A 24,507-nucleotide genomic window follows, 5' to 3' on the forward strand; every position below is an offset into this window, starting at 1 on the left:
GCTTTATGCACACATCTCGGAACCTCGCCTTTGCCGGCCTGCTGCTCGGGATGGCCATGGCCCAGCTCGACGGCTTGGTCGTCACCGCCGCCCTGCCCTCGATCGGCGAAGACCTGCACGCCCGCACCGGGCTCGTCGCGGTCACCGCGGCCGGCCTGCTGACCCTCACCGTCGCGACGCCGCTGCACGGCCGGCTCGGCGACCTCTACGGCCGCCGGGTGTCGTTCGCCGCGTCGGTGCTGGTGTTCGCCGCGGCCTCGGCGTGGTGCGCCGCCGCGCCCGACGTCGGCTCGCTGATCGCCGCCCGCGCCCTGCAGGGGCTGGGTGGCAGCGGGCTGATCGTGACGGCGATGAGCGCGCTCGGCGAGCTGTTCGACCGCGACGAGCTGCTGCGGCGCCAGGGCTGGCAGACGGCGGTGTTCGCGGCCGCGACCCTCGGCGGCCCGCCGCTGGGCGGGCTGCTCGCGGCCGGCCCGGGCTGGCGCTGGATCTTCCTGGTCAACCTGCCGCTCTGCGTGCCCGCGCTGGTGCTCGGCCTGCGTGGGCTGCCCGCGAAACGCCGTGGCACGCAAGAGAAGTTCGACGTCGTGAGCAGCCTGCTGCTCACCGTCGCAGGCTCCGCCGTGGTCGCGCTCGGCACCGTCGACACGCTCGCCCGGAGTCCACTGTGGACACCGGTGCTCGTGGTGACCGCCGTCGCCGCCGGGGTTCTGTTCGTCCGGCTCCAGCGGCGCGCGAAGAGCCCACTGATCTCGCCGAAGGTGTTCGCGGACGCCGTCCTGGCGCGCGCGGCGCTGGTCAACGGCCTGGCGGGCGCGGCGCTCTACGGCACGTTCACCTACGTCGCCCTGGTCGCCGCGCTGCGCGCCGCCGCGGCCGGCACCGGGATCCTGCTCGTCGCGATGACCGCCGGGCAGCTCGTGCTTTCGGCGTCCTTCGCCGCGCTGGCCCGCAGGCACCCGGAAATGACGGCGTGGGGCCGGTTCGGCTGCCTGCTCGGCACCGCCGGGCTCGCGGCGATCGCCGTCTCCGCGGCTTTCGACGGCACGCCGTGGGTGCTCGCGCCCGGGTTGTTCGCGATCGGCGCCGCCTTCGCCGTCTGCACGTCGGCGTACACGATCCTGGGCCAGACGCGGGCGAAGCGCGACCTGATGGGCGTCACCCTGGGGTCGCTGACCTTCGCGCGCCAGGCCGGCGGCCTGGCCGGGGCCGCGGTGTTCGGCTGGCTCGCGCTGGCCACGACCGGCGGGCTGGGCGGGGCGGGCCTCACGGTCGTGTTCGCCGCGGCGGCCGCGACGATGCTGGTGGCGTGGCTCACTTCGCCGGTCGTCACGTCTTCGGGCGCCGTCTCGTCCTCCTCGTGACCGAGACGAAGGAGACCGAAAATGCCTCGCATCGCCGCGAAGAAGACCACTGAAGCCGGGCCGTTCCTCAAGCTGATCTACCGCTTCGCCGGCCGTCGTTACGGCGCGGTGCCGGAGCCGATGGCCGTCGTCGCGCACCACCCCGGCCTGCTGCGGGCCAACGCCGTGCACGAGCTGATGGTGGAGCGCGCGTCGAAGAAGCTGCCGCCGAGCGTGCGGGAGCTCGCCGTCTACCGGGTCGCGACCCGGATCGGCTGCTCGTGGTGCGTCGACTTCGGCACCATGCTGCAGAAGCACGACGGCCTCGACATCGAGCGGCTGAAGAAGATCGACGACTACGCGACGTCGGCGGCGTTCAGCCGGTCGGAGCGGCTCGCGATCGCCTACGCCGACGCGATGTCCGCAGAGCAGGTGACGGTGACCGACGAGCAGGTCGCCGAGCTCGAGCGGGAGTTCGGCCGGGAAGGCGTCCTCGAGCTGACCTACCAGATCGCGCTGGAGAACTCCCGGGCCCGGATGAACAGCGCGCTCGGCATCGTCGACCAGGGTTTCACCTCGGGCGACGCCTGCCGCGTCCCGCTCCCGTAGGACCCGCCGAACCCGACCCCGGTGGGATGCGCCACCGGGGTCCGCCGCGGGACCGTTCCGGGCATGCACCTCGTAGCCAGTGAACGGATCAAGCTCTTCAGCATCAGGACACCCTGGGTGTGTGGCCTGCTCGCGCTGGGCGCCCTCGTCGTGCCGGCCTTGCTCACCGCCGCCACGGCCACCGAGTCGGCGCTGCCGCCGACGGTCGCGAGCACCCAGTTCGGCTCACCGTTCGGGTTCGTCGCCGCGCTGGTCCTGGGGGCGCTGGCGGTGACGAGCGAGTACCGCAGCGGCACGATCCGCACCGCCTTTCAGGCCGTGCCGAGCCGGATGCCGGTGCTGGTGGCGAAGGCGGCGGTCGTCGGCGGGTACGCGTTCGCGCTCGGCGAAGCCGCCGCCTTCGCGGCCTGGCTCGCGGCGCGGCTCGTCGCGCCGGGCGCCGACCTCGCGCTCGACAGCGCCGCGGACTGGACGATCGTCGCCGGGACCGGCCCGGTGTTCGCGCTCACCGCGGTCTGCGGGGCGGGGTTCGGCCTGCTCGTGCGGCACACCGGCGGCGCGGTCGCCCTGCTCGTCGCCTACCCGCTCGCCGCGGAGAACGCGATCGCGCTGATCCCGGACGCGGGCCCGGCGATCCATCGGTGGCTGCCGCTGAACGTCGCCGCGAAGTTCCTCAGCGGCACCGGCGGCGCCAACGGCGGCCGGGACGGCGGCAACGCGGCGGTGCTCTCCGACTCGCCACTGAGCCCCGGCTGGGCGCTGGTCTGCTACGCGGCCTTCGCCGCGCTGGTGCTCGCCGCCGGGATCACGGCCGCGCGGCTCCGGGACGCGTGATGCGGGCCAGCTTGTCCGGGTTGACGACGTCGTAGATCGCCACGATCTTCCCGTCGCGGACGCTCACCGACTGCACGTGCTCGTCCAGCGCGAGGAAGCCGTCGCGGCCGGGCATCGGCGGCAGGTACATCCCCAGGTCGCCGTTGACCAGCACCGCCTCGCCGCGCTCGACCATGCCGGGGGCGTACTTGCGCACCAGCCCGAGGAAGAACCGGGCGATCTTGTCCGGGCCGAAGATGAGCTGGCGGGTGGTGCGGCCCTTGCCGTTCGAGTCGCCGACGAGCACGACGTCCGGGGCGAGCAGCTCGGTCATCGCCCGGATGTCGCCCTGCTGCAGCGCGGTGACGAACTTCTCGAGGATCCGCGCCTGGTCCGCGAGCGGCGCGCGCGGCGGCGGGTCGGCGTCGGCGAGGGCCTTGCGCCCCCGCGAGGCGTGCTGGCGAGCGGCCTCGACCGAGACCCCGAGCGCGTCGGCGATCTCCGCGAACGGCACCGAGAAGGCGTCGTGCAGCACGAACGCGACCCGCTGCTCCGGGGTCAGCTTGTCGAGGACGACCAGCGCGGCCATCCGCAGCCCGTCGTCGCGGACCGCGACCTCCAGGGGATCCTCGCTCACCGGCTGACCGAACGGCGTGACCACCGGCTCCGGCAGCCACTGGCCGACGTACCGCTCGCGCTGCGCGGCGGCCGACTTCAGCCGGTCGAGGCAGATCCGGCCGACCACCGTGGTCAGCCAGCCCCGCAGGTCGCGGATCGCGGCGCGGCCGGCGTCGTCCAGCCCGGCCAGCCGCAGCCAAGACTCCTGGACGGCGTCCTCGGCGTCGGCCCGGGTGCCGGTCAGCCGGTAGGCGACCCCGATCAGGTGACCGCGGTGCTCGGCGAACCGCGCGGCGAGCGTGTCCTGGGCGGTGGGCGTGGAGGCCATGCCCCGAGTGTGCCGCAAACGGCACGTCTAGAGTGGATGCCGTGGCAGGACGGATTCGGGAGAGCGACATCGCGGAGGTGCGCGAGCGGAACCGGATCGACGAGGTCGTCGGCGAGTACGTGGCGCTGCGGCGCGCCGGCGGGGGCAGCCTGAAGGGCCTCTGCCCGTTCCACAACGAGAAGACCCCGTCGTTCAACGTCCGCCCGACGCACGGCACCTTCCACTGCTTCGGCTGTGGCGAGGGCGGCGACGTGATCAAGTTCGTCCAGAAGATCGACCTCATCACGTTCGTGGAGGCCGTCGAGCGCCTCGCCGACCGCGTCGGCATCCGCCTCACCTACGAAGGCGGCGGCGCGACCATCCAGCGTGACCGCGGCAGCCGCAGCCGGCTGATCGAGGCGCACCGGGCCGCGCAGGAGTTCTACGCCGAGCAGCTGGTCACCGACGAGGCGCGCGCCGCGCGGGACTTCCTGTCCGAGCGCGGGTTCGACGCCGCCGCGGCCAAGACGTTCGGCTGCGGGTTCGCCCCCGGCGGCTGGGACAAGCTGACGAAACACCTGCTCACGCGCGGGTTCGAGGTCAAGGAGCTGCTGACGGCGGGGCTGTCCAAGGAGGGCCAGCGCGGCCCGATGGACCGCTTCCACCGGCGCCTCGTCTGGCCGATCCGCGACGTCGGCAACGAGGTCGTCGGCTTCGGCGCGCGGCGGCTGTTCGACGACGACCGCATCTCGGCGAAGTACCTCAACACCGCCGAGTCGCCGATCTACAAGAAGTCCCAGGTCATGTTTGGCCTCGACCTGGCCAAGCGCGAGATCGCGAAGCGGCACCAGGTCGTCGTGGTCGAGGGTTACACCGACGTGATGGCGATGCACGCGGCGGGCGTCCCGACCGCGGTCGCGTCGTCGGGCACGGCGTTCGGCGAAGACCACATGAAGGTGCTTCGCCGGCTGATGATGGACGACGACGCCTTCCGCGGCGAAGTGATCTTCACCTTCGACGGTGACGAAGCGGGCCAGAAGGCCGCGCTGAAGGCGTTCGAGGGCGACCAGACGTTCGCCGGGCAGACCTACATCGCGGTCGCGCCGGACGGCATGGACCCCTGCGAGCTGCGCCTGGCCAAGGGCGACAGCGCGGTGAAGGATCTGGTCGCGCGGCGGACCCCGCTGTTCGAGTTCGTCATCCGCAGCACGCTCAAGAACTACGACCTCGACTCGGTCGACGGCCAGGTCGCGGCGCTGCAGAAGACCGTGCCGATGGTCGCGGCGATCAAGGACCGCGCGGCCCGCGACGGCTACGCGTCGAAGCTCGCCTGGTGGGTGGGCTGGCAGGACGTCGCGCAGGTGGTCAACCGGGTCCGCGGCAGCGCGGGCGCGACCGACAAGCGCGGCGGCGCGCCGTTGAAGCAGCCGGCCCGCGTCGGCGCCCCGGCCGTCCAGGCGCCCGCCGAGGACCTGGCCCGCCCGGCGCCGAAGGACCCGCGGTTCGCCATCCAGCGCGAGGCGCTCAAGGCGGCGCTGCAGCAGCCCGCGATCGCCGGGCCCGAGTACGACGCGCTGCCGCTGGAGGCGTTCACGCACCCGGTGTACGTCGCGGTGCACGAAGCCGTGCTGAAGGCGGGCGGCGCGGGTTCGGGCCTGACCGGCCCGGCGCTGCTGGACGCGGCCGCGCCCCACTGTCCGGAAGGGACGGTCCGGCGCGTGCTCTCGGAGCTGGCCGTGGAACCGTTGCAGGCCAAGGACGAAGTCGACTCCCGGTACATCTCGTCGATCCTCGCCCGGCTGCAGGAGAGCCTCGTCGGCCGGCAGATCGCGGAGATCAAGGGCAAGCTGCAGCGGCTGTCGCCGGTCGAAGCGCCGGACGACTACCGCGCGCTCTTCGGTGACCTCGTGGCGCTGGAGCAGTACAAGAAGTCGCTGGGCGAGCAGGCCGCCGCCAGCTCGTGGAGCTGACGTGAGCTTCCTGCGCCGGTTGCTGGGCGACCGCACCCCGCCGGACTTCGCCGGAGCGCTTTCGGACGGCGAAGACGTCATCGACAGCGCCCCGGTCGAGGGCGGCGGCTACCTGGTCGTGACGCAGCTGGGGCTGTGGATCCCGGACGGCGACGGCACGCGGCGCGTCGGCTGGCACCTCGTCGGCAAGGCGACCTGGGCGGACGGCGTGTTCACGCTGACGGAGTCGGCCGAGGCCGGCACGGCGGGCGCGGCGGTGATCCTGGCCGACCGGCCGCCGGTCCGCTTCCGGCTGGCCGCGTCGGGCAAGGTGCCGCGCGAGGCCTACCAGCGCGTCGAGGGCTCGATCCGCTCGCGGCACCGGCAGGAGATCGGGGCCGGGGGAGCATGGTTCGTCCAGCGGAAGGTGCCCGGTCGCGACGGCAGCGTCCTGCAGGTTCGGCCCGACCCGGGCACGGACGCCGAGCTCGTGGCGGCCATCGCCGAGCAGGCCGCCGCGAAGCTGGTCAACCCCGCCGAATAGCAGTACACTCGTACTCAGTACAGGCGTACTGTTTACCGGGAGGCTGCCGTGTGGGATCCGGACAAGTACCTCGACTACGCCGACCTGCGGGCCCGGCCGTTCTACGACCTGGTCTCCCGCATCGGCGCCACATCGCCGCGCCGCGTCGTCGACCTTGGGTGCGGCCCGGGGAACCTGACGGTTGCGCTGCGGGAACGCTGGCCTTCCGCGGCCCTGGAGTGCGGTGACAGTTCACTCGAAATGGTGACGGCCGCACGCTCCCGGGGTCTCGAGGCGTCCCTGCTCGACGTCCGCGACTGGACGCCGGCGCCGGACACCGACGTCGTGGTGTCGAACGCCGTGCTGCAATGGGTGCCGGACCACGCGGTCTTGCTTCGTCGCTGGGCCTCGTTGCTGCCTTCGGGCGCGTACCTGGCGATCCAGGTCCCGGGCAACTTCAACGCGCCATCGCATGCGCTGACGAGGGAGCTGGCAGCGTCCCCGGCGTGGTCGTCCAGGCTGGCCGAGGTGGTCCTGCGCGAGGACGACGCGGTCTCGAGCCCCCTGGAGTACGCGAACCTCCTGGCCGACGCGGGCTGCGGAGTGGACGCCTGGGAGACGACGTACGTGCAGCCGCTGCGGGGGCCGTCACCGGTGCTGGAATGGATCACGGGGACGGCGTTGCGCCCGGTCCGGGCGGCGTTGCCGGACGCCGAGTGGGAGCAGTTCCGCGCGGAGCTGGCCCCGCTCCTGGCCTCGGCCTACCCGGCCCGCGCCGACGGAACGACGTGGTTCGAGTTCCGCCGCGTGTTCTTCGTCGCTACCGTTTGACCTTCTCGCTGATCTTGGCCCGCGCGACCCCGGCGGCACCTTGCACCATGGGGTGGTCGACGACCCGGCGGTAGGTGCGCACGAGCTGCTCGTACCGCCCCCGGCCTGCCTTGGCGCCCAGCACGTAGCCCAGGCCCGCGCCCAGCAGGAACTTCTTCATCCGCGTCCACGCCTTCCATCGGTTGGTCGTCCGAGGAGTCCATTGTCCAGGAAAACGGCGCGCAGGGGGCGGTTGCGCCAAGTGGGGGGTGGGTGCGGAGGGTGTGCGGGCATGGGCTAAAGTTCTTCTTGTCGGTCGGCGAGACCGGCACCGGAAGTGAGCGACATTCCCCTGTAGCTCAACTGGCAGAGCATTCGGCTGTTAACCGGAGGGTTCTTGGTTCGAGTCCAAGCGGGGGAGCAAAGCCCAGGCCAATGGCCTGGGCTTCTTTGTGTCCGGGCACCGAAAGCCCAGACGGTCCAGAAACCCTCCAGATTCACGAGCCCGTCAACGACGGCTCATCCCTAGCCCGGCTTCGGGTTTGCCGCGCTGCGTGACGTCGTCAGCTCGTTGCGTTCGGCGGTGATGCGGGCCAGTTCTTGCTCGAGATGCTTCGCGTACTCGTCGGCGGACTTCCAGGCTTGCTCGGCGTCGTTCCTGGCCGACAGGGCTGCGGCGAGGTCGTGTTCCAGTTCGCCGAACAGGGACTCGCGGTAACGAGCGTGGCTGACGGGAACGCTGAAGTCCTTGTCGCGTGGGTCGAAGGAGACGGCGATCAAGCCGTCCCCGCTGAAGGACTCGCCGACGCTGTGTTCGGCGATGATGTGGGCGCCGGCGTCGAGCAGGGAGTGCAGGGCCTTCTGGTGGGTGAGCGGGTCGCCGGAGATTGCGTGGTGGTGGGTCGAGACGACCAGGAAACGCACGCGGCCGGCTTCGAGGTCACCTCGGGCGCGCTCGAGCAGCAGCGTCTCCGCACCCTGGACGTCGGCCAGGACGAGGTCGACCTGGGCCAGATCGGCTTCGTGCATCAGGGAAGCGAGGTCGTGCTGGGCGACGATGTGGGTCTGTCCGTCGCTTTCGGCTTTGAAGTCCAGGTGTCCGCCCGGTTCGCCGATTGCGGCCTGGCTGAACCGGACGCGGTCCTGGTAGCCGTTGAGTACTGCGTTGCGGCGGCCGACGTCGAGGTATGCGGGGTCGGGCTCGAGCGCGACGACGCGGCCGGTGGGGAACGTGTGGCAGAACCAGAGGCCGTAGTACGCCCAGAAGCTGCCGAACTCGATCATGGCCGGTGTGCCGCCGTCGCCGGCCAAGCGTTCGATGATCCGGTGGAAGACCAGCTCTTCCTGGGGTTCGTGATGGCCGCGCAGTGCCCGGATGATTTCGGTCATCCAGCCGCCGTAGTAGCCGCCTTCCTCGACGAGCAGGCCGTTGTGCATGACCTGGACCCGGCCGCCGTCGTGGTCGCGTGTCTGCCCGGCGTCCTCGACCTTGGTGATGTCGTCGGCGTCGGTGCAGCCGGCCGTGGCCAGCATCCGGCGGCCCAGCGCGGGATCGAACCCTGTGATGTCCGGAACCAGCCGCTCCACGAAACCTCCAAGAAAGTAACCGCGGATCGAACCTTAGATCTTGCCGGCCGGGTCGCCTCGGGGGCCTGGCGAGAAAGTTCTGCGTGGAGGTACACGGATCGTGCGCCGCGGCAGTCTTCCTAGTGATGGCTGACTACGAGGACTTCGTCCGGGCGCACCTGCCGCGGCTGCTGCGCTACGCGACGATGCTGGCCGGGGAGCGGGAACAGGCCGCCGACCTGGTGCAGGACGTGCTGGTCAAGGTGTACCGGCGGTGGTCGCGGATCAGCGACGCCGAGCACCCCGACCGCTACGTCCTGCGGATGGTCACCAACGACTACCTGTCCTGGCGGCGCAGCCGGTCGGCGCGGCTGATCGCCGTGGGCGACCCGCCGGACGAGGCGCGGCCGGACGACTTCGCGTCGGACCACGCGGCGCGCGAGGACATGTGGCAGCGCCTTGCGCGGTTGCCCCGGCGGCAGCGCGCGGTCGTGGTGCTCCGGTACTACGAGCAGCTCGCCGACGCCGACATCGCGGACCTGCTCGGCTGCGCCCAGGCGACCGTGCGGGCCCACGCCCGCAAAGCCCTGACGACCCTGCGACACGGCCTGAGCACCGACCGGATGGCCCAGGCGAAGGAGAGCTGATGGACATCGAGAACCTGATCAAGGACACCTTCACCGCCCACGAGCAGGACGCCCCCGACAGCGACCAGGTCCTGGCGGCCACGCGGCAGCGCCTCGACCGCGGGCGCGCCGTGGTGAGCCGTCCGCTCGCGGCCGGGGCCGGGGTGGTCCTGCTCGTCCTGGCCGCGGTCGCCGTCGTCGCGCTGAACCGGCCCGTGCACGACAACCAGGTCGCCACGGGCGCCGGCCCGAGCAGCGGTCCGGTCGCCGTCGAGGCGCCGGCCAAGGCGGGCGTCGCGGAACTGGCCATGCCCTACTCGCTCGGCTGGCTGCCGCCGGGCAAGGCCGACTACCTCGCGCGCCGGATCAACATCGGTGGCAGCGCTGCGAACCCCGGCAAGCCGGTGTACGGCGGCGAGTACATGCTGACCGTCACGTCCGGGCCCCAGGTCCTGTTCGTGGACGTGCAGGAAATGCGGATGATGCCGGTCAAGCAGGCCGCCTTCAAGTCCGGTCCGGGCCAGCCCGTCACCATCGGCGGGCGGGCCGGCGTGGAGAGCTCGCGCTCCGGCGGTCCGGGCGGCTACGAGGTGTACCTGACCCACCCCGACGGCGGCTCGCTGTACGTCAACGTGGCCGCGCAGCCGGGCAGCACGGCGTCGGCGCAGCAGCTGGTCGACGCGGGCCGCCGCGTCGCGGGGAGCGTCGCCTTCCCCGGCGCCACCACCGTCACCCCGGCGTTCGGCCTCGGCAAGCTGCCCGACGGCCTGCGGATGTGCGCGTTCGACGTCGAGCAGGACGGCCCGGGCGGTCTGCGCACGAACTACTCACTGGGCACGTGCAGCGTCCTGCCGCCGGTCCAGGTGCGCAGCGACGAGGCCGGCCAGGTGCGCGGCACCGCGGGGAAAGCGGTCCAGGGACACGCGACCCGCTACCTGGACGAGAACGGTTACCGCACGCTCTGGATCCTCAAAGCCGTTCACGACGCGCCGATCGCCGTCGCGGGCTCCAGCGCGCAGGCGGAGCTGTACGCCATCGCCGAGCACCTCGTCTTGCCCCACTGACGGCTTCACGCCACGTTCGGTCCGGTCGAGCCGCGGATGACGAGCTCGGGGCGGAAGAGCTGGGACTCGGGTGCTTCCCCTTCGACCCGGGCGCGGAGGTGGGCGAAGGCGGTCGCGGCCATCCGGGCGACCGGCTGGCGCACGGTCGTGAGCGGCGGCGCGGCGAGGTCGGCGAGCATGATGTCGTCGAAGCCGGTGACCGAGACGTCGGCGCCGACTTCGAGGCCGGCGTCGCGGATGCCCGCGCAGACTCCGAGCGCGCAGAGGTCGTTGATCGCGACGATCGCCGTCGGTGGTGCGGGTTCGGCCAGGAGCTCGGCGGCGGCCGCGCGGCCGAGGCCGGCCATGTCCGTGTCGCCGTAGGAGCGGCCGTCCCACACCGTGCTTTCCGACGCGGCCTCGTCGAGTGCTGAGCGGAACCCGCGGAGGCGTTCGGTCCGGTTGACGCTGCCCAGTGCCCCCGAGACGAACGCGAGCCGGCGGTGGCCCAGGCCGAGCAGGTGCCGGGTGGCCAGACCCGTGCCCATCGCGTTGTCCACCGCGATGTTCACCAGGCCCGGCGGGTCGTCGGCCTGCGCGGTGCGGTCGAAGGCGACCACCTGCATGCCGCGCTCGGTCAGGGGTGTCACGTGGGCGAGGGAGGGGAGCGCCGAGCAGAGCACCACACCCCGGACGCCGTCGTCCCACAGTTCCTCGAGGTAGGTGCGCTCGCGTTCGAGGTCGCGCTCGCTGTTGCACAGCAGGACGTGGTAACCCGCGGCCAGCGCGGCGCCCTCCAGGTGCCGGGCGAAAGTGCCCCAGAACGGGTTCGCCACCGACGGGACGATCAGGCCGGCCACCTGGGTGCGCCCGGTGCGCAGCTGCCGGGCCGCGCGGTTCGGGCGGTACCCCAGCCGGGTGATCGCCTGCTCGATCCGGGTCCGGGTGCCGGCCTGCATGCGGCTCGTGCGGCCGTTGAGGTAGTTGGACACCGTGCTCGGCGAGACGCCGGCCTCCTCGGCCACCTGGTAGATCGTCACCACGTTGTCAGTGTATCGATCCACTCGCGAACATACTGCTCTTGACGGTGATCAATTTCCGACTTAGCGTGTTTTCCGATCAACTTGGTAAATCGATGCACCACGTGATCGGGGGAACGATGAAGCTTCGAGCCATCCTGACGGGGTCGTGTGTGACGGCCGCGTGCCTGTCCGGGGTCGCCGGCGGAACGGCCGCCGCGGCGCCGTGCCAGTACCCCGCCCAGGTGCTGGACCTGGCGAACTGGAAGGAGACGCTGCCGATCGGGTCGGCCGGCAGCCCCACCGAAGTCAAGCAGCCCGCGCTGGCGACCTACGCGCGCTCGCCGTGGTTCACCACGACGCCGTCGTGCGACGGCGTCCAGTTCCGTGCCGCGGTCAACGGCGTGACGACGAGCGGGTCGAAGAACCCGCGGTCCGAGCTGCGCGAGATGACGAACAACGGGCGGGACAACGCCTCCTGGTCGTCGACGTCCGGCACGCACACGATGACGATCTCGCAGTCGATCACGAACCTGCCGGCCGGGCGGCCGTACGTCGTGGCCGGGCAGATCCACGACGCCGACGACGACGTGGCGGTGTTCCGGCTCGAAGGCAGCAAGCTTTACGTCACCAACGGCGACGACAGCCACTACCAGCTCATCACGTCCGACTATGTCCTCGGCACGACGTTCGAGGCCAAGTTCGTCGTGGCCGGCGGCAAGATCCGGGCCTACTACAACGGCGTCCTGAAGGCGACCATCTCGAAGAAGTTCTCGGGCGCCTACTTCAAGGCCGGCGCCTACACCCAGGCGAACTGCGACACCACGTCTCCGTGTGACGACGGAAACTTCGGCCAGGTGGTGATCCACCGCGTCACCGTCACCCACGAGAAGGCCGACGTCGCGACCGCGGGGAGCCAGGGCAGCTGCACCGCGCCGGACGGCCTGAAGCTGAAAGACCAGGACTACGAAGACGACCAGCTCCCGTGGCAGCGCAAGAACGGCGAGGAGGTCGTCGTCTACTTCGCCACCCAGGGCCTGCCCGCCGAATACCTCGACGACGTCAAGCAGGGTGTCGCGTCGTGGGACCGCAGCCCGTGTGTCCAGCCGCGGCTCACCGAAACCTGCGCGACGGGGACGAACTGCGTCACGATCGGCCTCAAGGGCTCGGACGAGGATGACGACGACGGCAACTTCGACGCCGTGGAAAAGGGAAAGTTCACCGTCGGCGGCCACATCACGTACTACACCAAGCCGCTCGCCGAAGAAGGCCCCGTCGCCACGCTCAACGTCGTCAAGCACGAGATGGGCCATGCCATCGGCCTTCGTCACCGTGCGACCAAAGGTGTCCTGATATACGCGGACACGAACCACACGACCGAACCGGACAACGTCGACTACGACAACCTGCTCGTCCTCTACGGCAGGCAATAAGGCTCAGAGGGTCGGCTTTCCCGGCTGGTAGAGCCACTTCTGGAAGAACGAGTCGAGGTTGCGGTCGGTCAGGCGCTCGACGAACTGGATGAACTGGCGTGTCGAGACGTTGCCGTACCGGTGGGTCGTCGGCCATTGCGTCAGGACCTTGAAGCACGCGCGGTCGCCGATCTTCAGGCGCAGGGCCTGCAGGGTCATCGCGCCGCGGTTGTAGACCAGGTCGTCGAAGATGCGGTCGCGGCCCGGGTCGGCGACCTGGCCGGTCCAGTCCTTCTCGTCGGCGTAGGTCTTCGCGAAGGTCTGCTGCACCGGGACGCCGTTGAACTTCTCCTGGTAGAGCCATTCCGAGTAGGTCGCGAAGCCTTCGTTGAGCCAGATGTCCGCCCAGCGCACCGGGGTGAGGCTGTCGCCGAACCACTGGTGGCCCAGCTCGTGGGCGAGCAGGTCGCCGTCGACGTCGCTGGTGGTCTGGTCGTAGACCGGGCGGCTCTGGGTCTCGAGGGCGTAGTCGACGCCGACGTCGGCGAGGATGCCGCCGGTCGAGTCGAACGGGTACGGCCCGTACATCGAGGATTCCCACTTGACGACCTGCGCCGTGGTTTCGTTGAACACCTTGCCCTGACCGGGTTTGGTGGTGATCGACTTGCCGATCGCGGTGATGTTCGGCAGGCCGCCGGCCGCCACGCCGCGCGTCACGTCGTAGTTGCCGATCGCGAGCATGCTCAGCTCGCTGGACATCGGCCGGTTCATCGACCAGCGGAAGGTGGTCTGGTGATCGCGCGTGGTGGTGGGCCCGGGTTCGCCGTTGGCCAGCACGGTGAGCCCGGCCGGGACGGTGATGGTCTGGGTGTAGGTCGCCTTGTCGTTCGTCGTGTCGTTCACGGGGTAGTAGGTCGCCGCGCCGATCGGCTGGTTGAGCGCGACCGCGCCGTCCTTGGTGGTGACCCAGCCGGAGACGCCCAGCGCGGAGTCGTCGATCTTCTGCGGGACGCCCGCGTAGGTCACCGAGACGACGAACGGGCTGCCCCTCCGCAGCCCGAACGGCGGGGTGATCACCAGCTCCTGGGCGCCGCTGCGGGTGAACGCGGCGTTCAGGCCGTTCACCGAGAGCCGGCTGATCTTCAGCGGTCCCTGGAAGTCCAGGTCGAAGCGGGAGAGGTCCTGGGTGGCCGTGGCGAGAATCGTCGTGGTCGCGTTGATCGCCTGGGATTGGGGGTTGTACGCCAGCCGGATGTCGTAGTGGCCGACGTCGTAACCGCCGTTGCCCATGTCCGGGAAGTACGGATCGCCGGCGCCGGGCGCACCGGGGGAGAACCGCGGCGCCGGGGCCGCCTCCGCCGCCGGGCCCGTCGCGGCCAGCAGACCGGCGGACAGCGCGCAGGAGATGATCACCAGGTGGACACGGCTACGGTGGGCGCCTCGCATGGGTCCTCCTCGGCAGTCATCGACGCTGAAGAGTAGGACCGAGGCGACAGGCGGATCAAGCGGCAGCGCCCGCTCACCCCAGCCGGGCCGCCCGCGTCAGCAGGTGACGCCGCTCGGGCTCGCTGGTCGTGCGCCGGGCCGCTTCCTGGTACCCCGCGCGGGCGGCGGTGGGGTCGCCCGCCATCTCGAGCAGGTGCGCTCGCACCGACACCAGGTGATGGGACGCCGAAATGCGCTCGTCCGCCGACAGGGCGTCCAGTACCGCCAGCCCGGCCGCCGGGCCCCGCACCATCGCCACGGCCACCGCCCGGTTGAGCGTCACCGTCGGGTTCGGGGCCACGCGCTCCAGAACCGTGTACAGCGCCAGGATCTGCGGCCAGTCGGTGACGTCCGCGGTGGGCGCCTCGTCGTGGACGGCGGCGATCGCGGCCTGCAGCTGGTACGGCCCGATCGGGCCCTTCGCGAGGGCCTCGGTCACCAGCGCCACGCCCTCGGTGACGGCTTCGGCGTCCCAGAGCGTCCGGTCCTGCTCGCTCAGCGGCACCAGCGACCCGTCCGGGGCCGTGCGGGCCCGGCGGCGGGCGTCGGTCAGCAGCAGGAGGCTCAGGAGCCCGGCCACCTCGCCGTCGCCGGGGACCAGGCGGTGCAGGTCGCGGGCCAGGCGGATCGCCTCGGCCGTCAGGTCGGCGCGCACCAGCCGTGTTCCCGAGGTGGCCGTGTACCCCTCGTTGAACACGAGGTAGACGACCTGGAGCACGACGGCGAGCCGGTCCGCCTGCTCGGCCGGCGGCGGCAGGGCGAAGACGGCCCCGGCGGCCTTGATGCGCTGCTTCGCGCGGCTGATGCGTTGCGCCATGGTCGCTTCGGGCACGAGGAACGCCCTGGCGATCTCGGCGGTCGACAGGCCACCGACGGCCCGTAGCGTCAACGCGATCTGCGACGGCGGTGTCAGCGCCGGGTGACAGCAGAGGAACAGCAGCGTGAGCGTGTCGTCGTCGGGGTACGGCTCGCCGCCGGCGGGCGGAGTGCCGAGGGCGTCGGCCTCCTCCCGCCGGCGACGGGCGACGTCGCTGCGCACCTGGTCGGCGAGCCGCCGCGACGCCACCGTCACCAGCCAGCTGCGGGGGTTCTCCGGCCACCCGTCGGCCGGCCACTGGGCCGCGGCCGCCGCCAGCGCCTCCTGGACGGCGTCCTCGCAGGCGTCGAACTGGCCGTAGCGGCGCACCAGCGTGCCGAGCACCTCCGGGACCAGCCGCCGGACGGCCCGCCAGCCGGTCACGGCGAGACTTCGGCCTCGTGCATCAGCGGCCGGACCTCGACACCCCAGTGGCGCGCCGACGGGTTGCGCGCCGCGATCTCCAGGGCCCGGTCCAGGCTGTCGCAGTCGAGGATCGTGAAGCTGCCCAAGAACTCCTTGGCCTCGGCGTACGGGCCGTCGGTCACCGCCGGCGTCGCGCCGGAGACCCGGACCATCTTGGCGTTCACCTGGTCGGCCACCCCGTAGGCGCCGACCAGCTCGCCCGACTCGAACAGCTCCTGGTTGAGGGCGTCGGTCTCGCGGATGAGCTCGGCGAGGGCCTCCGCGCCGATCGAGGTGAAGGCCTCTTCGTTGCCGTAGATCAGCAGCATGAACTTCACGGCTCGCTCCTCTCTCAGTGCGCCGGCCCGACCAGCTCGCCGCCCGCGCCACGATCGTCCAGCACCAGCTTCGCCCGTCCGGTGACGGTATAGCGGAGGTGGGTGACCCCGGGCGCGTCGACGACCCGCGTCGGGACCAGCTCGACACCGTCGTCCGCGCCGAGGCCGAGACCGGCGTCGAAGAGGCGCTGGCCGTCACCCAGCAGCACCGGGGCGACGTGCAGCTCGAGCTGGTCGAGCAGCCCGGCGGCCAGCACCTGGCGCAGCAGCTCGCCGCCGCCGGCCACCGCCACGTCCTTGCCGCCGGCGGCGGCCCGGGCCAGCTCGATCGCCCGCGCGGGGCCGTCGGTGACGAACGTGAAGGACGTGCCACCCTGGCGTTCGAGCACCTCGCGCGGCCGGTGGGTGACCACGAAGACCGGCGCGCGGAACGGCGGCTCGTCGCCCCACGGGACCTCACCGGCGTCGAACATGCGCCGCCCCATGACGTAGGCGCCGGCGGCGGCGAACGTCTCCGCGACGATGTCCGAATCGACCGACTGGGCGCCACCGGCGAAGCCCTGTCGCTCGCGCCAGGCCATGGCGTCGACGGCCCAGCGCGTGACGCGGAAGAAGCCGGGCGCTTCGGGGCCGCGCATCCAGCCGCTCATGTCCTGGGGCTCGGCGGTGTCCCGCGGTCCGGTGTAGAAGCCGTCGAGGGACACCGACATCTGGGCGGTCACTCGGGTCATGGTTCCTGCTCCTCGGGGGTACGAGGCGGCCCTGGTGGCCGCCCTTGCCCCTGAGTCGGAGCCGATCGTGGGTTCTCTACACGCGCCGCGGGTTGGCTTTTCGGGAGAAAAACTCGACAGGTTTACCCGCTACTCAGCGGTAGAAACCTCGTTTGAGGGAAAGAAAAAACTTCGATCTACACCCAATCCGGTGAGGTCGCCGCGCCGAAATCTGACTGACGGTGAAGTCCCCACCCGAAAGGGGGTGAGATGGATGGATACTTCCCTGACGGACACGACCCCGGCCGGGCCGCCGCTGATCCTGCGGATGCTCGTGCTGGCCGGGGCGTTGTTCGGGTTCACCCTGCTGGCCATGGCCCTGTCCGGGACCGCGCACGCGGCCGAAGGCGGGTCGCCGGATCGGCCCGGGCTGCTCGATCGGGCCGGGAGCACTGTGCACGACAGTCCTGCCCTCGGGCCGGTGACGGACACGGTGCACACGGTGTCGTCGCAGGTGGCGCCGGTCGCCAAGCCGGTGACGGACACCGTGAACGGTGTGTCGTCGCAGGTGGCGCCGGTGGCCAAGCCGGTGACGGACACCGTGCACGGTGTGCTCGATGGTCCGGCCCTCGGTCCGGTAACCAACACCGTGCACGGCGTGCTCGACAGTCCGGCCCTCAAGCCGGTGACGAACACCGTGCACGCGGTGTCGTCGCAGGTGGGACCGGTGATCGAGCCGGTGACGAACGGGCTGGCGCCCGTGGTTTCCGCGGTTACCCGTCCGGTGCTGGAAACGGCGGAACCCGTGCTGTCGGCCTTGCGGCCGGTGGTGCACGCGGTGTCGCCGGTCCTGCACGCCACGGCCCCGGTGACCGCACCGGTGGTGCGGGCGATCGGGGGCGAGCGGGCTGATCCGGTGGTGATCGGACAGCCGGTCACCCCGGCCGAACCGGTCGCCGGAAGCCCGGCGGTTGCCGCACCGCGCGGTGCGGTCAGTGCCTCGCCGGTGGTGACCGTCCTGACGCGGGCTCACGAACCGCCGCGTGACCGGACGGCCGTGGCCGGCCAGGCCGAGGCCGGTGTTGCCGGTCCCGCGTCCGGCTCCGGGGGCAGCGGGCTGCCCGCGGACCTCGCCGGCATGAGCGGTGCGATGTCGGTGAGCGGCGGGAGCGCGCACGGCGGCGAGTTCGCCGTGACCGCGTCCGGCTCGGTCATCCCGGGCACGGACCGGACCTGGCGGGCTCCGCCGGGCGGGCGAGCGTCGCCGTACTGGCTGGTCTTCTACGGAAACGACCATCCGAGCTGATTTTCCCCTTCCATCCCAGAAATCCATAGAGGACACAGGGCACGGAAAGGGAAGTTCATGCACAAGTACGTACGACGCGGCCTGACCGCCGCGTTCATCTCCGGCGGGTTCGTCCTGCTGGGCAGCGCGGTGGCCAGTGCGGACACCGGTAACTCGGGCCCGCTCGGCGGGCTCGGGAACACCCTGCACTCGGTCGTCTCCGGAACCGCCACCGGCGGCAACGGCGGTGACTCCGGCTCCGGCGGGAACGCCAGCAGCAGCAACAACGCTGCCAGCGGGAACTCCGGAAACTCGGGCAACTCCGGTTCGACCGGCGGGAACAGCGCCTACGGCGTCTGCGTCCTGGCGAAGTGCAGCACCTCGGTGTCCTCGGGCAACTCCGGGAACACGGGCGCGACCGGCTCGACCGGGAACGCCTCGAACACCAGCAGCACCACCGGTGGGAACTCCGGGAACGCCGGCCACGGCGGCTCGGGAACGTCGGCGGCGGCCGGGAAGAACACCGCGGACTCGCGGGGCGCCCGCGGCGGCCTGACCGGTGTCCTCGGCTCGGTGACGGGCACCGCCAAGGGCGGCAACGGTGGCAACTCCGGCGACGCCGGGAACGCCACCAGCTCGAACTCGGCGGTCTCGGGGAACTCGGGCAACTCCGGGAACTCCGGCTCCACCGGCGGGAACAGCGCCTACGGCCTGTGCCTGCTGGCGCAGTGCTCCACCACGGTGTCCTCGGGCAACTCGGGTGACACCGGCGCCACCGGGTCGACCGGCGACGCGACCAACACCAGCACGACCACCGGCGGCAACTCGGGCAACGCGGGCAACGGTGGCGACGCCACCACGGTCGCGTCCGGCCGCAACTCCGCCACGAACAACGGTGGGCACAGCTGGGGCTGGAACCGGCACGAGCAGGGCGGCCAGACGGGCGTCCTGGGCTGGGTCACCGGCTCCGCGAAGGGTGGCAACGGTGGTGACTCCGGCGACGCCGGGAACGCCACCAGCCACAACAACGCGGTGACCGGGAACTCCGGCAACTCGGGTGACTCGGGCTCGACCGGCGGCAACTCCGCCATCGTGTGGACGCTCGGCGGCCAGAACAACGGCCGCGGGAACCACGGTTGTGGCTGCTACCACGGTGGCGGCTGGAACAACGGCGGTGGCACGAAGTCGCACACCACGGTGACTTCGGGCAACTCGGGTGACACCGGCGCCACCGGCTGGACCGGTGACGCGACCAACACCAGCACGACCACCGGCGGGAACTCCGGCTGGGCGGGCAACGGCGGCGACGCCACGGTTGTCAGCACCGGCCACAACTCCGCCACGAACAGCGGTGGGCACAGCTGGAAGCGTCACGAGCAGGGCGGCCGCACCGGCGTCCTGGGTCTGGTGACCGGCACCGCCAAGGGCGGCAACGGTGGCAACTCCGGCGACGCCGGAAACGCCACCAGCCACAACAACGCGGTGACGGGCAAGTCCGGCAACTCGGGCGACTCGGGCTCGACCGGCGGCAACACCGCCGTCACGTCGACCCGCGGGCACGAGCAGCAGGGCCGCCACCACGGTGGCTGGAAGCACGAGAACGGCACGACGTCGCACACCGCGGTGACTTCGGGCCACTCGGGTGACACCGGCGCCACCGGCTCGACCGGCGACGCCTGGAACACCAGCAGCACGACCGGCGGGAACTCCGGCTGGGCGGGCGACGGCGGCAACGCCGACGTCATCGCCATGGGCTGGAACACCGTCGCGCACACCCCGCACACCGTCTGACGGACAGCGGGTTCAGCAGTACAGGGAGCGGGGCGCCGGGGTCATCCCGGTGCCCCGCTTTCGTTTCCGGGCCACGACCGGTCAGCCGCTGACGTGCGCCGTGTTGTCCAGCCAGTGCCGCACGAGACCGGCGTCGCCCTCGATGGTGACGCCCTCGGTGGGCGGGAGGGCGCCGGGTCAACGTCAGCAGCAGGGACCGTGCCGGGCCGGTCACCGTCACGTCGGCCACGCGCCGCTCGATCATCTCCGCGACCCAGTGCTGGGTCTGGCCACGTGCTCGACCAGGGCGGTGACGGTCCACTCCGGAGCCGTCGGGACCACGGCGTCCGGCCCGGTCCGCGTTCGGTTCGGTCATCGGGGATCCTTCCTCGGGGGTGTGCGGTCAGGAATTAACGCTATTGAACCGAGACTGCGCAAGGGGGCCGGGCCCGTTCTTCGCGAGCTATCGTTCCGGCATGGAACCGCCGCGAATAAGACTGGCCGGTCTCGGCTACGACGACAAGCTGGAGATCGAAGAACAGATCGCCGAAGCGGGCGGGGGCGACGTCGAGTTCGAAGAGGCGGCCGTTCCCGACGGCTCGTCCGGGGAACCGGTCACCCTCGCCGTCGTCGTCGGCGGGTTGGCAATTAGAGGGCTGATCACCTATTTGGTCCTTCGCAACCGGCCGGACCGTTTCCGGGAGAAGGTCGAAATCGTCTACCCGGACGGGACGCGGGTCGTGCGCGCCGTCGACATTTCGCTTTCGAAGGACCGGCCGGCCTCCGAGCAGGTGCTGGGCGAGCTCGGCAAGCTGGCCGAGGTCCCGGTCGCGGACCTCATCGGCTAGGCCGGTGGCCGCCCAGGAGTTCCGGAGCTTCACCCACCCGGTGACCAACTTCGGCGAGCTGAGCGCGGGTGACGCCCGGTCGCAGCTGGCCGGCTTGCTCGAGGGGGAGCTGCCGGACTCGACCTGGCCGGCGTTCGTCCACGAGCTGACGCACCACTGGTGCTTCACCTCCCCCGTCGGCACGGCCTTGACGTACTTGTACTTCCGGCCCGTCCTTCCCCTGATCACCGAAGAATCGGCGGGCTCCGAAGAGGTGATCTTCAGTTCCGGGCTGGATTTCGTGGCCTACGACATCGCGTCGGGCATGCTGTGGCCGATCATCGAAGGCCTGGCGTTGTTCGCCGAATTCGACACGATTCCCAGCCGGGCGGCCGACGTTTGTTCCACACCGATGAAATGGACGTTCCTCCTCTACGCGCGGCGCCTGCTCAAGAGCGTGCCGGCCACCGCAAACGCGGCGGAACAGCTCGACGAAGCGGTGATGTCGTACCTCATCAAGAACCGGACCGGTCCCCGGCTCGTCAAGCGCAAGTCGAACGTGCTGGCCCAACCGCTCCTCGCGGCCCGGGAGGGGTACCTCGGCGGTTACCTCCTGGTCAAGAATCTCTGGATCTCGCTGGCGCTGCGCGACGAACGCCTGACCGGCACCGACGTCTTCCTGCTCTTCGCCGTGCACTACTTCTTCTCCGACTTCGGTCTGGTGGCGCGTCTGCTGGAGCCGGACGACGGCCGGAACGAACGGTGGCTCGTGGTCCGCAAGCACCTCTTCGACTCCCTGGACCGCCTCGCGACCATCACCGCGGCCGAGCTCCGGCCGAGCTCGACTACGTGCTGACCGCCGGCCCGTCCGGCCCGGGCGCCTACCTGCCGTGGCGGTCGCGGGCCGAGCAGCGGGCCGGTTTCGAGGGGCTGCTGCACGCTTCCGGTGACTCCGAGCTGTGGCGGCAGGGTGTCGAGCACCTGCTCGACGAGTACGCCTCGCTCGTCGAGCTGGCCGACCACAGCGACCACGGCGCGTTCGGGAGCCGCCTGATGTGGCTGATGACGCAGCGGGACGCGTTCTGCGTCATCCACGAGCCGGTCCGGGTCCAGGTCAGCGCGAGCGGCCGCCTCGCCGCCCAGCTGCGCGGCTCGCCGGTCATGTCCGCGCCGGCCGTCGACGGCTTCCACCGGGCGCCGGGAACCTACGACGGGACCATCAGCGGATACGTCCTGCCCGGGATGGACACCGTTTTCGTGTCGATCGCCGTGGACGGTGAGATCGGCGCGCTGGTGCTGCCCGGGCCCCTGCCCGAGCCGGTCGAACGGCAGCTCCGCGGCTACCACATGGACGGACCCGGCACGCTGGAGAGCCTTCGCGAACTGCGGCGGTTCGCGCGCGACCGCGTCGCCGCCGACCCGGTCGTGCAGGCCCTCATCGACGTCGGCGCGCGGAACGTGACCGAGTGGCAGCAGCGGCTCGCCGCCGACCACGCGCTGCCGCACGTCGAGGCGGAGCGCCGCGACGAGGTGACGAAGCTGTTGAACGAGGCCGGGTTCGGCGGAGTGCTGGGCTCGGCGGGCCGGCTCCGCGGCCTCGCCATGGCCTCCCTGCTGGCGTCGGTCCGGCTGACGAGGAAGAACAGCGCCGCGCTGTTCGACGCCCAGCGGCAGAGCCACCGGTGCCCGGACGACTTCGCCACGCTGGTCGAGTTCGTCCGGAAGCGGGGACGCGCGGTGCTCAACGACCCGCTGCTCGCCGACTGGGGCTCGGGGCTGCTCAGCATGGTGTGACCGGAGAGGTGGTGGGCAGATGACGGACCTGACGCGGCGGATCGACGCCCTGCGGGCCGAGCTGGGACTGGTGACCGAAGACGACCGCGCCGTCGTCGTCGACGAGCTCGGGCGGCTCAACCGGGAAAAGGTGCTGGCGCCCCGGGAACCGCCCGATCCGGCGGACTGGATGCCGCTGCCCGTCGTGACGTACCGCCGGCCGGTCGGCACGGTTCCCTTGCGAGAGACCAAAGACGTGGTGAAGGCGTTCTTCTGGGCCTTCGCCGCCGGCCTTGCGTCGGGCCCGGTGCCCGACCAGTTCGTGGCGCTCGTCCGGCTGCGGATCGACGACGAAGCGTTGAGCTTGACCCTGATGTGCCCCTACGAAGCTCCGGTGCGCTTCGTGCACGACATGTCCACTGTGGACCTGACCGGTCCGGCCGGCGCCGCGGTCGAGCGGCGCGTCCACGACCTGGAGATCCACCACAGGTACAGCCTCACCGACGACCTCCTGCTGCCGGTCGTGGTCGACCGCGACCGGGCGGCGAACCGGTTGTCCCTGCTCAACCGCAACCAGTTCGACGACCCCGACCAGTTCATCACCCCGGCGTCGCTCGGGACGACGTCCGGCTTCCTGAACTTCGTCGGCGCTATCCAGATCGCGTACGGGGTGCAGGGGCGCCGGAAGGTGGTTTTCGAGAATCCGGAAGCGCTGATGAACCAGGGGTTCGACGACTGGTTCCGGTGGATGTACTCGTTCGTCGAGGAGGGGGCGCTTTCGAACCCGAGCGGCTGTACGTGAACCGGGAGGACCCCGAGAGGTACCGGTACGCCGTGCGCGCCGAAACGTAGCTGAGCGCGCTGCTCGACCAGAGCGATGAGGGTCGTTCCGCCACCGCCGGAAGCGGGGACCCGTACGCTGAGGCGAATGAGCGCGGTATCCACCCCGGAGCAGTCGATGGTCGAAACCCGGCACCAGACCCGGTTGCTCACGCTGCTTCGCGACGAAGGCCCGATGTCGCGGGTCGAGCTGGGCGAGCGGCTCGAGCTGCCGCGCGCCCGGGTCGGGGCCGAGGTGGCCCGGCTCGACGAGGTCGGCCTCGTCGAGACCGCCGGGCCGTCCGCCAGCCGGGGCGGGCGCCGGTCGACCTTGGTGCGGCTTTCGGGTGAGCTGCGGGTGCTCGCGGTGGACGTCGGCGCGACGTCGGTCGGGGTGGCCGTCACCGACGCTTCGTGCGAGGTGCTCGCGCACACCGTCGAGGACTGCGACGTCCGGCAGGGGCCGCACCCGGTGCTGCGGCGGGTGGCCGAGCTGGCGGCGAAGGTCCGGGACGCCGCGCCCGGCAAGCTGGTCGCCGCGGGCATCGGGCTGCCGGGGCCGGTCAGCTTCGCCGAAGGCATGGCCGTCGCCCCGCCGATCATGCCCGGCTGGGACCGGTTCAACGTGCGGGACCACCTCGGCGGGCTCTGGGGCTGCCCGGTGGCGGTCGACAACGACGTCAACGCGATGGCGCTCGGCGAACGACACGCCGGGGTCGCGCGCTCCACCGACGACCTGATGTTCGTCAAGATCGGCACCGGGATCGGCTGCGGGATCGTGCTCGGCGGGAAGGTCTACCGCGGGGTCGCCGGCACGGCGGGCGACATCGGGCACATCCGCCTCGACGACTACGGCCCGACCTGCGCCTGCGGGGAGGTCGGCTGCCTGGAGGCCTACTTCGGCGGGGCCGCGCTGGCCCGCGACGGGCTGGCCCTGGCCCGCAGCGGCCGCTCGGCCCACCTCGCCGAGGTGGCCGCCGAGCATGGAGCGGTCACTGCCCGCGACGTCGGCCGCGCGGCCGCGGCGGGCGACTTCGGCGCGGTCAACCTGATCCGCGACGGCGGGCGGCGGCTCGGCCAGGTCGTCGCGTCGCTGGTCTCCTTCATCAACCCGGGCATGGTGGTGATCGGCGGCGGGGTCGCGCAGCTCGGGCACCAGCTGCTCGCCGAGCTGCGCAGCGCGGTGTACCGCCGGTCGCTGCCGCTGGCGACGGGCAACCTGCCGATCGTGCTGTCCGAGCTGGGGGACACGGCCGGGGTGATCGGTGCGGCTTGGTCGGCGACGGATCGGGCGTTCACGCTCAGCAGCTGACCCTGGCAAGAGGTCTGCCGCGGCTGGGTCGTGAGTGTTTAGGAGGGTTCTAACCCTCCTAAACACTCACGACCCCTGCGGTAGGAGTCTCACCCTCGGTTGCTGACCCTGTCCCCGCAGTAGCGCTCAAACCGGACAGACTTTTGCACTCTTGGATCGAAAGTCTGCACACTTCCGCGCGTCTATCCGGGTGAAAACGGGACTTAACACGCCGTCTTCACCTTGACGGGTGATGGCCGTCACCCTACTTTCGCATCCTGCGTGACAAAGTCCGTTCAAAGCGCAGCTT

At 71.2% G+C, this 24,507-nt stretch carries 24 protein-coding genes and 1 tRNA gene; 17 read left to right on the forward strand and 8 right to left on the reverse strand.

From position 1 onward, the window contains the following. The first annotated feature begins 5 nt into the window (after window positions 1-5). The 3 genes from ACZ63E_RS06775 to ACZ63E_RS06785 all read left to right on the forward strand — a co-directional run bounded on the left by ACZ63E_RS06775 (window position 6) and on the right by ACZ63E_RS06785 (window position 2,786). Window positions 6-1,364: an MFS transporter gene (locus ACZ63E_RS06775; RefSeq protein ID WP_465334942.1), complete on the forward strand. Its 1,359-nt coding sequence runs from the start codon at window positions 6-8 to the stop codon at window positions 1,362-1,364. A gap of 21 nt (window positions 1,365-1,385) precedes the next feature. Further along, window positions 1,386-1,952 carry a carboxymuconolactone decarboxylase family protein gene (locus ACZ63E_RS06780; RefSeq protein WP_465334944.1) on the forward strand — a complete coding sequence of 189 codons (567 nt, stop codon included), beginning with the start codon at window positions 1,386-1,388 and terminating at the stop codon, window positions 1,950-1,952. Between the two features lie 63 nt (window positions 1,953-2,015). Further along, window positions 2,016-2,786 (forward strand): hypothetical protein, encoded by a 771-nt coding sequence (locus ACZ63E_RS06785; protein WP_465334946.1) that lies wholly within the window; start codon window positions 2,016-2,018, stop codon window positions 2,784-2,786. Here ACZ63E_RS06785 and ACZ63E_RS06790 read toward each other — a convergent pair. Beyond that, window positions 2,758-3,711, reverse strand: a complete 954-nt coding sequence (locus tag ACZ63E_RS06790) for a sigma-70 family RNA polymerase sigma factor (RefSeq protein ID WP_465334948.1) — start codon at window positions 3,709-3,711, stop codon at window positions 2,758-2,760. The two genes, ACZ63E_RS06785 and ACZ63E_RS06790, sit on opposite strands and share 29 nt — an antisense overlap. 32 nt (window positions 3,712-3,743) lie before the next feature. On the opposite strand from ACZ63E_RS06790, the gene dnaG reads away from it, so the two are divergent. The 3 genes from dnaG to ACZ63E_RS06805 are packed head-to-tail and all read left to right on the forward strand — an operon-like array spanning window position 3,744 to window position 6,993. Further along, entirely contained in the window at window positions 3,744-5,660 is a 1,917-nt protein-coding gene (gene dnaG, locus ACZ63E_RS06795) for a DNA primase (protein ID WP_465334950.1), read from the forward strand. 1 nt (window position 5,661) lies between these two features. Further along, window positions 5,662-6,183, forward strand: a complete 522-nt coding sequence (locus tag ACZ63E_RS06800) for a hypothetical protein (protein ID WP_465334952.1) — start codon at window positions 5,662-5,664, stop codon at window positions 6,181-6,183. 48 nt (window positions 6,184-6,231) lie between these two features. Beyond that, window positions 6,232-6,993, forward strand: a complete 762-nt coding sequence (locus tag ACZ63E_RS06805) for a trans-aconitate 2-methyltransferase (RefSeq protein WP_465334954.1) — start codon at window positions 6,232-6,234, stop codon at window positions 6,991-6,993. Here ACZ63E_RS06805 and ACZ63E_RS06810 read toward each other — a convergent pair. Then, window positions 6,983-7,153, reverse strand: coding sequence for a hypothetical protein (locus tag ACZ63E_RS06810; protein ID WP_257919844.1), 171 nt, complete (start codon window positions 7,151-7,153; stop codon window positions 6,983-6,985). The genes ACZ63E_RS06805 and ACZ63E_RS06810 overlap by 11 nt on opposite strands. Before the next feature lie 167 nt (window positions 7,154-7,320). Between ACZ63E_RS06810 and ACZ63E_RS06815 the strand changes: the two genes are divergently transcribed. Beyond that, window positions 7,321-7,393, forward strand: a tRNA-Asn gene (locus ACZ63E_RS06815). Window positions 7,394-7,497: 104 nt separating this feature from the next. Here ACZ63E_RS06815 and ACZ63E_RS06820 read toward each other — a convergent pair. Beyond that, complete coding sequence (locus ACZ63E_RS06820; RefSeq protein WP_465334956.1) at window positions 7,498-8,559, reverse strand: FkbM family methyltransferase; 1,062 nt, start codon at window positions 8,557-8,559, stop codon at window positions 7,498-7,500. 125 nt (window positions 8,560-8,684) lie between these two features. Here ACZ63E_RS06820 and ACZ63E_RS06825 point away from each other — a divergent pair, with 125 nt between their 5' ends. After that, window positions 8,685-9,185, forward strand: a complete 501-nt coding sequence (locus ACZ63E_RS06825; protein ID WP_465334958.1) for a SigE family RNA polymerase sigma factor — start codon at window positions 8,685-8,687, stop codon at window positions 9,183-9,185. Then, window positions 9,185-10,228, forward strand: a complete 1,044-nt coding sequence (locus tag ACZ63E_RS06830; RefSeq protein ID WP_465334960.1) for a hypothetical protein — start codon at window positions 9,185-9,187, stop codon at window positions 10,226-10,228. Before ACZ63E_RS06825 ends, ACZ63E_RS06830 begins: the two co-directional genes overlap by 1 nt. 5 nt (window positions 10,229-10,233) lie before the next feature. Here the strand turns inward: ACZ63E_RS06830 and ACZ63E_RS06835 are convergent, their stop codons facing one another. Further along, complete coding sequence (locus tag ACZ63E_RS06835) at window positions 10,234-11,250, reverse strand: LacI family DNA-binding transcriptional regulator (protein WP_465334962.1); 1,017 nt, start codon at window positions 11,248-11,250, stop codon at window positions 10,234-10,236. A gap of 116 nt (window positions 11,251-11,366) precedes the next feature. Between ACZ63E_RS06835 and ACZ63E_RS06840 the strand changes: the two genes are divergently transcribed. Beyond that, entirely contained in the window at window positions 11,367-12,659 is a 1,293-nt protein-coding gene (locus tag ACZ63E_RS06840) for a polysaccharide lyase family 7 protein (RefSeq protein WP_465334964.1), read from the forward strand. A gap of 3 nt (window positions 12,660-12,662) precedes the next feature. Here the strand turns inward: ACZ63E_RS06840 and ACZ63E_RS06845 are convergent, their stop codons facing one another. From ACZ63E_RS06845 to ACZ63E_RS06860, 4 genes are all read right to left on the reverse strand, one after another. Further along, window positions 12,663-14,084 (reverse strand): M1 family metallopeptidase, encoded by a 1,422-nt coding sequence (locus ACZ63E_RS06845; RefSeq protein WP_465334966.1) that lies wholly within the window; start codon window positions 14,082-14,084, stop codon window positions 12,663-12,665. A 73-nt stretch (window positions 14,085-14,157) separates the two neighbouring features. After that, window positions 14,158-15,363, reverse strand: a complete 1,206-nt coding sequence (locus ACZ63E_RS06850; RefSeq protein ID WP_465334968.1) for an RNA polymerase sigma factor — start codon at window positions 15,361-15,363, stop codon at window positions 14,158-14,160. Then, the gene (locus ACZ63E_RS06855) at window positions 15,360-15,713 is read right to left on the reverse strand and encodes a YciI family protein (protein WP_465335508.1); all 354 of its coding nucleotides are present in this window, start codon (window positions 15,711-15,713) and stop codon (window positions 15,360-15,362) included. Before ACZ63E_RS06855 ends, ACZ63E_RS06850 begins: the two co-directional genes overlap by 4 nt. Before the next feature lie 23 nt (window positions 15,714-15,736). After that, a complete protein-coding gene (locus tag ACZ63E_RS06860) occupies window positions 15,737-16,453 on the reverse strand; it encodes a dihydrofolate reductase family protein (RefSeq protein WP_465334969.1) in 717 nt (238 codons plus the stop codon). Between the two features lie 253 nt (window positions 16,454-16,706). On the opposite strand from ACZ63E_RS06860, the gene ACZ63E_RS06865 reads away from it, so the two are divergent. The 7 genes from ACZ63E_RS06865 to ACZ63E_RS06895 all read left to right on the forward strand — a co-directional run bounded on the left by ACZ63E_RS06865 (window position 16,707) and on the right by ACZ63E_RS06895 (window position 24,218). Further along, window positions 16,707-17,738 carry a hypothetical protein gene (locus ACZ63E_RS06865; protein WP_465334971.1) on the forward strand — a complete coding sequence of 344 codons (1,032 nt, stop codon included), beginning with the start codon at window positions 16,707-16,709 and terminating at the stop codon, window positions 17,736-17,738. Between the two features lie 57 nt (window positions 17,739-17,795). Further along, window positions 17,796-19,508 carry a beta strand repeat-containing protein gene (locus ACZ63E_RS06870; RefSeq protein ID WP_465334973.1) on the forward strand — a complete coding sequence of 571 codons (1,713 nt, stop codon included), beginning with the start codon at window positions 17,796-17,798 and terminating at the stop codon, window positions 19,506-19,508. Between the two features lie 455 nt (window positions 19,509-19,963). Beyond that, entirely contained in the window at window positions 19,964-20,335 is a 372-nt protein-coding gene (locus ACZ63E_RS06875) for a hypothetical protein (protein WP_465334975.1), read from the forward strand. A gap of 4 nt (window positions 20,336-20,339) precedes the next feature. Next, window positions 20,340-21,170 carry a hypothetical protein gene (locus ACZ63E_RS06880; RefSeq protein WP_465334977.1) on the forward strand — a complete coding sequence of 277 codons (831 nt, stop codon included), beginning with the start codon at window positions 20,340-20,342 and terminating at the stop codon, window positions 21,168-21,170. Next, on the forward strand, window positions 21,164-22,108 hold the full coding sequence (locus ACZ63E_RS06885) for a hypothetical protein (protein ID WP_465334979.1): 945 nt from the start codon (window positions 21,164-21,166) through the stop codon (window positions 22,106-22,108). The genes ACZ63E_RS06880 and ACZ63E_RS06885 overlap by 7 nt, the downstream gene beginning before the upstream one ends. 19 nt (window positions 22,109-22,127) lie before the next feature. After that, a complete protein-coding gene (locus ACZ63E_RS06890) occupies window positions 22,128-22,889 on the forward strand; it encodes a hypothetical protein (RefSeq protein ID WP_465334981.1) in 762 nt (253 codons plus the stop codon). Between the two features lie 156 nt (window positions 22,890-23,045). Continuing rightward, window positions 23,046-24,218, forward strand: coding sequence for an ROK family transcriptional regulator (locus ACZ63E_RS06895; RefSeq protein WP_465335509.1), 1,173 nt, complete (start codon window positions 23,046-23,048; stop codon window positions 24,216-24,218). The last annotated feature ends 289 nt before the right edge of the window (window positions 24,219-24,507 follow it).

It is taken from the genome of Amycolatopsis sp. NPDC104819, from assembly GCF_055583145.1.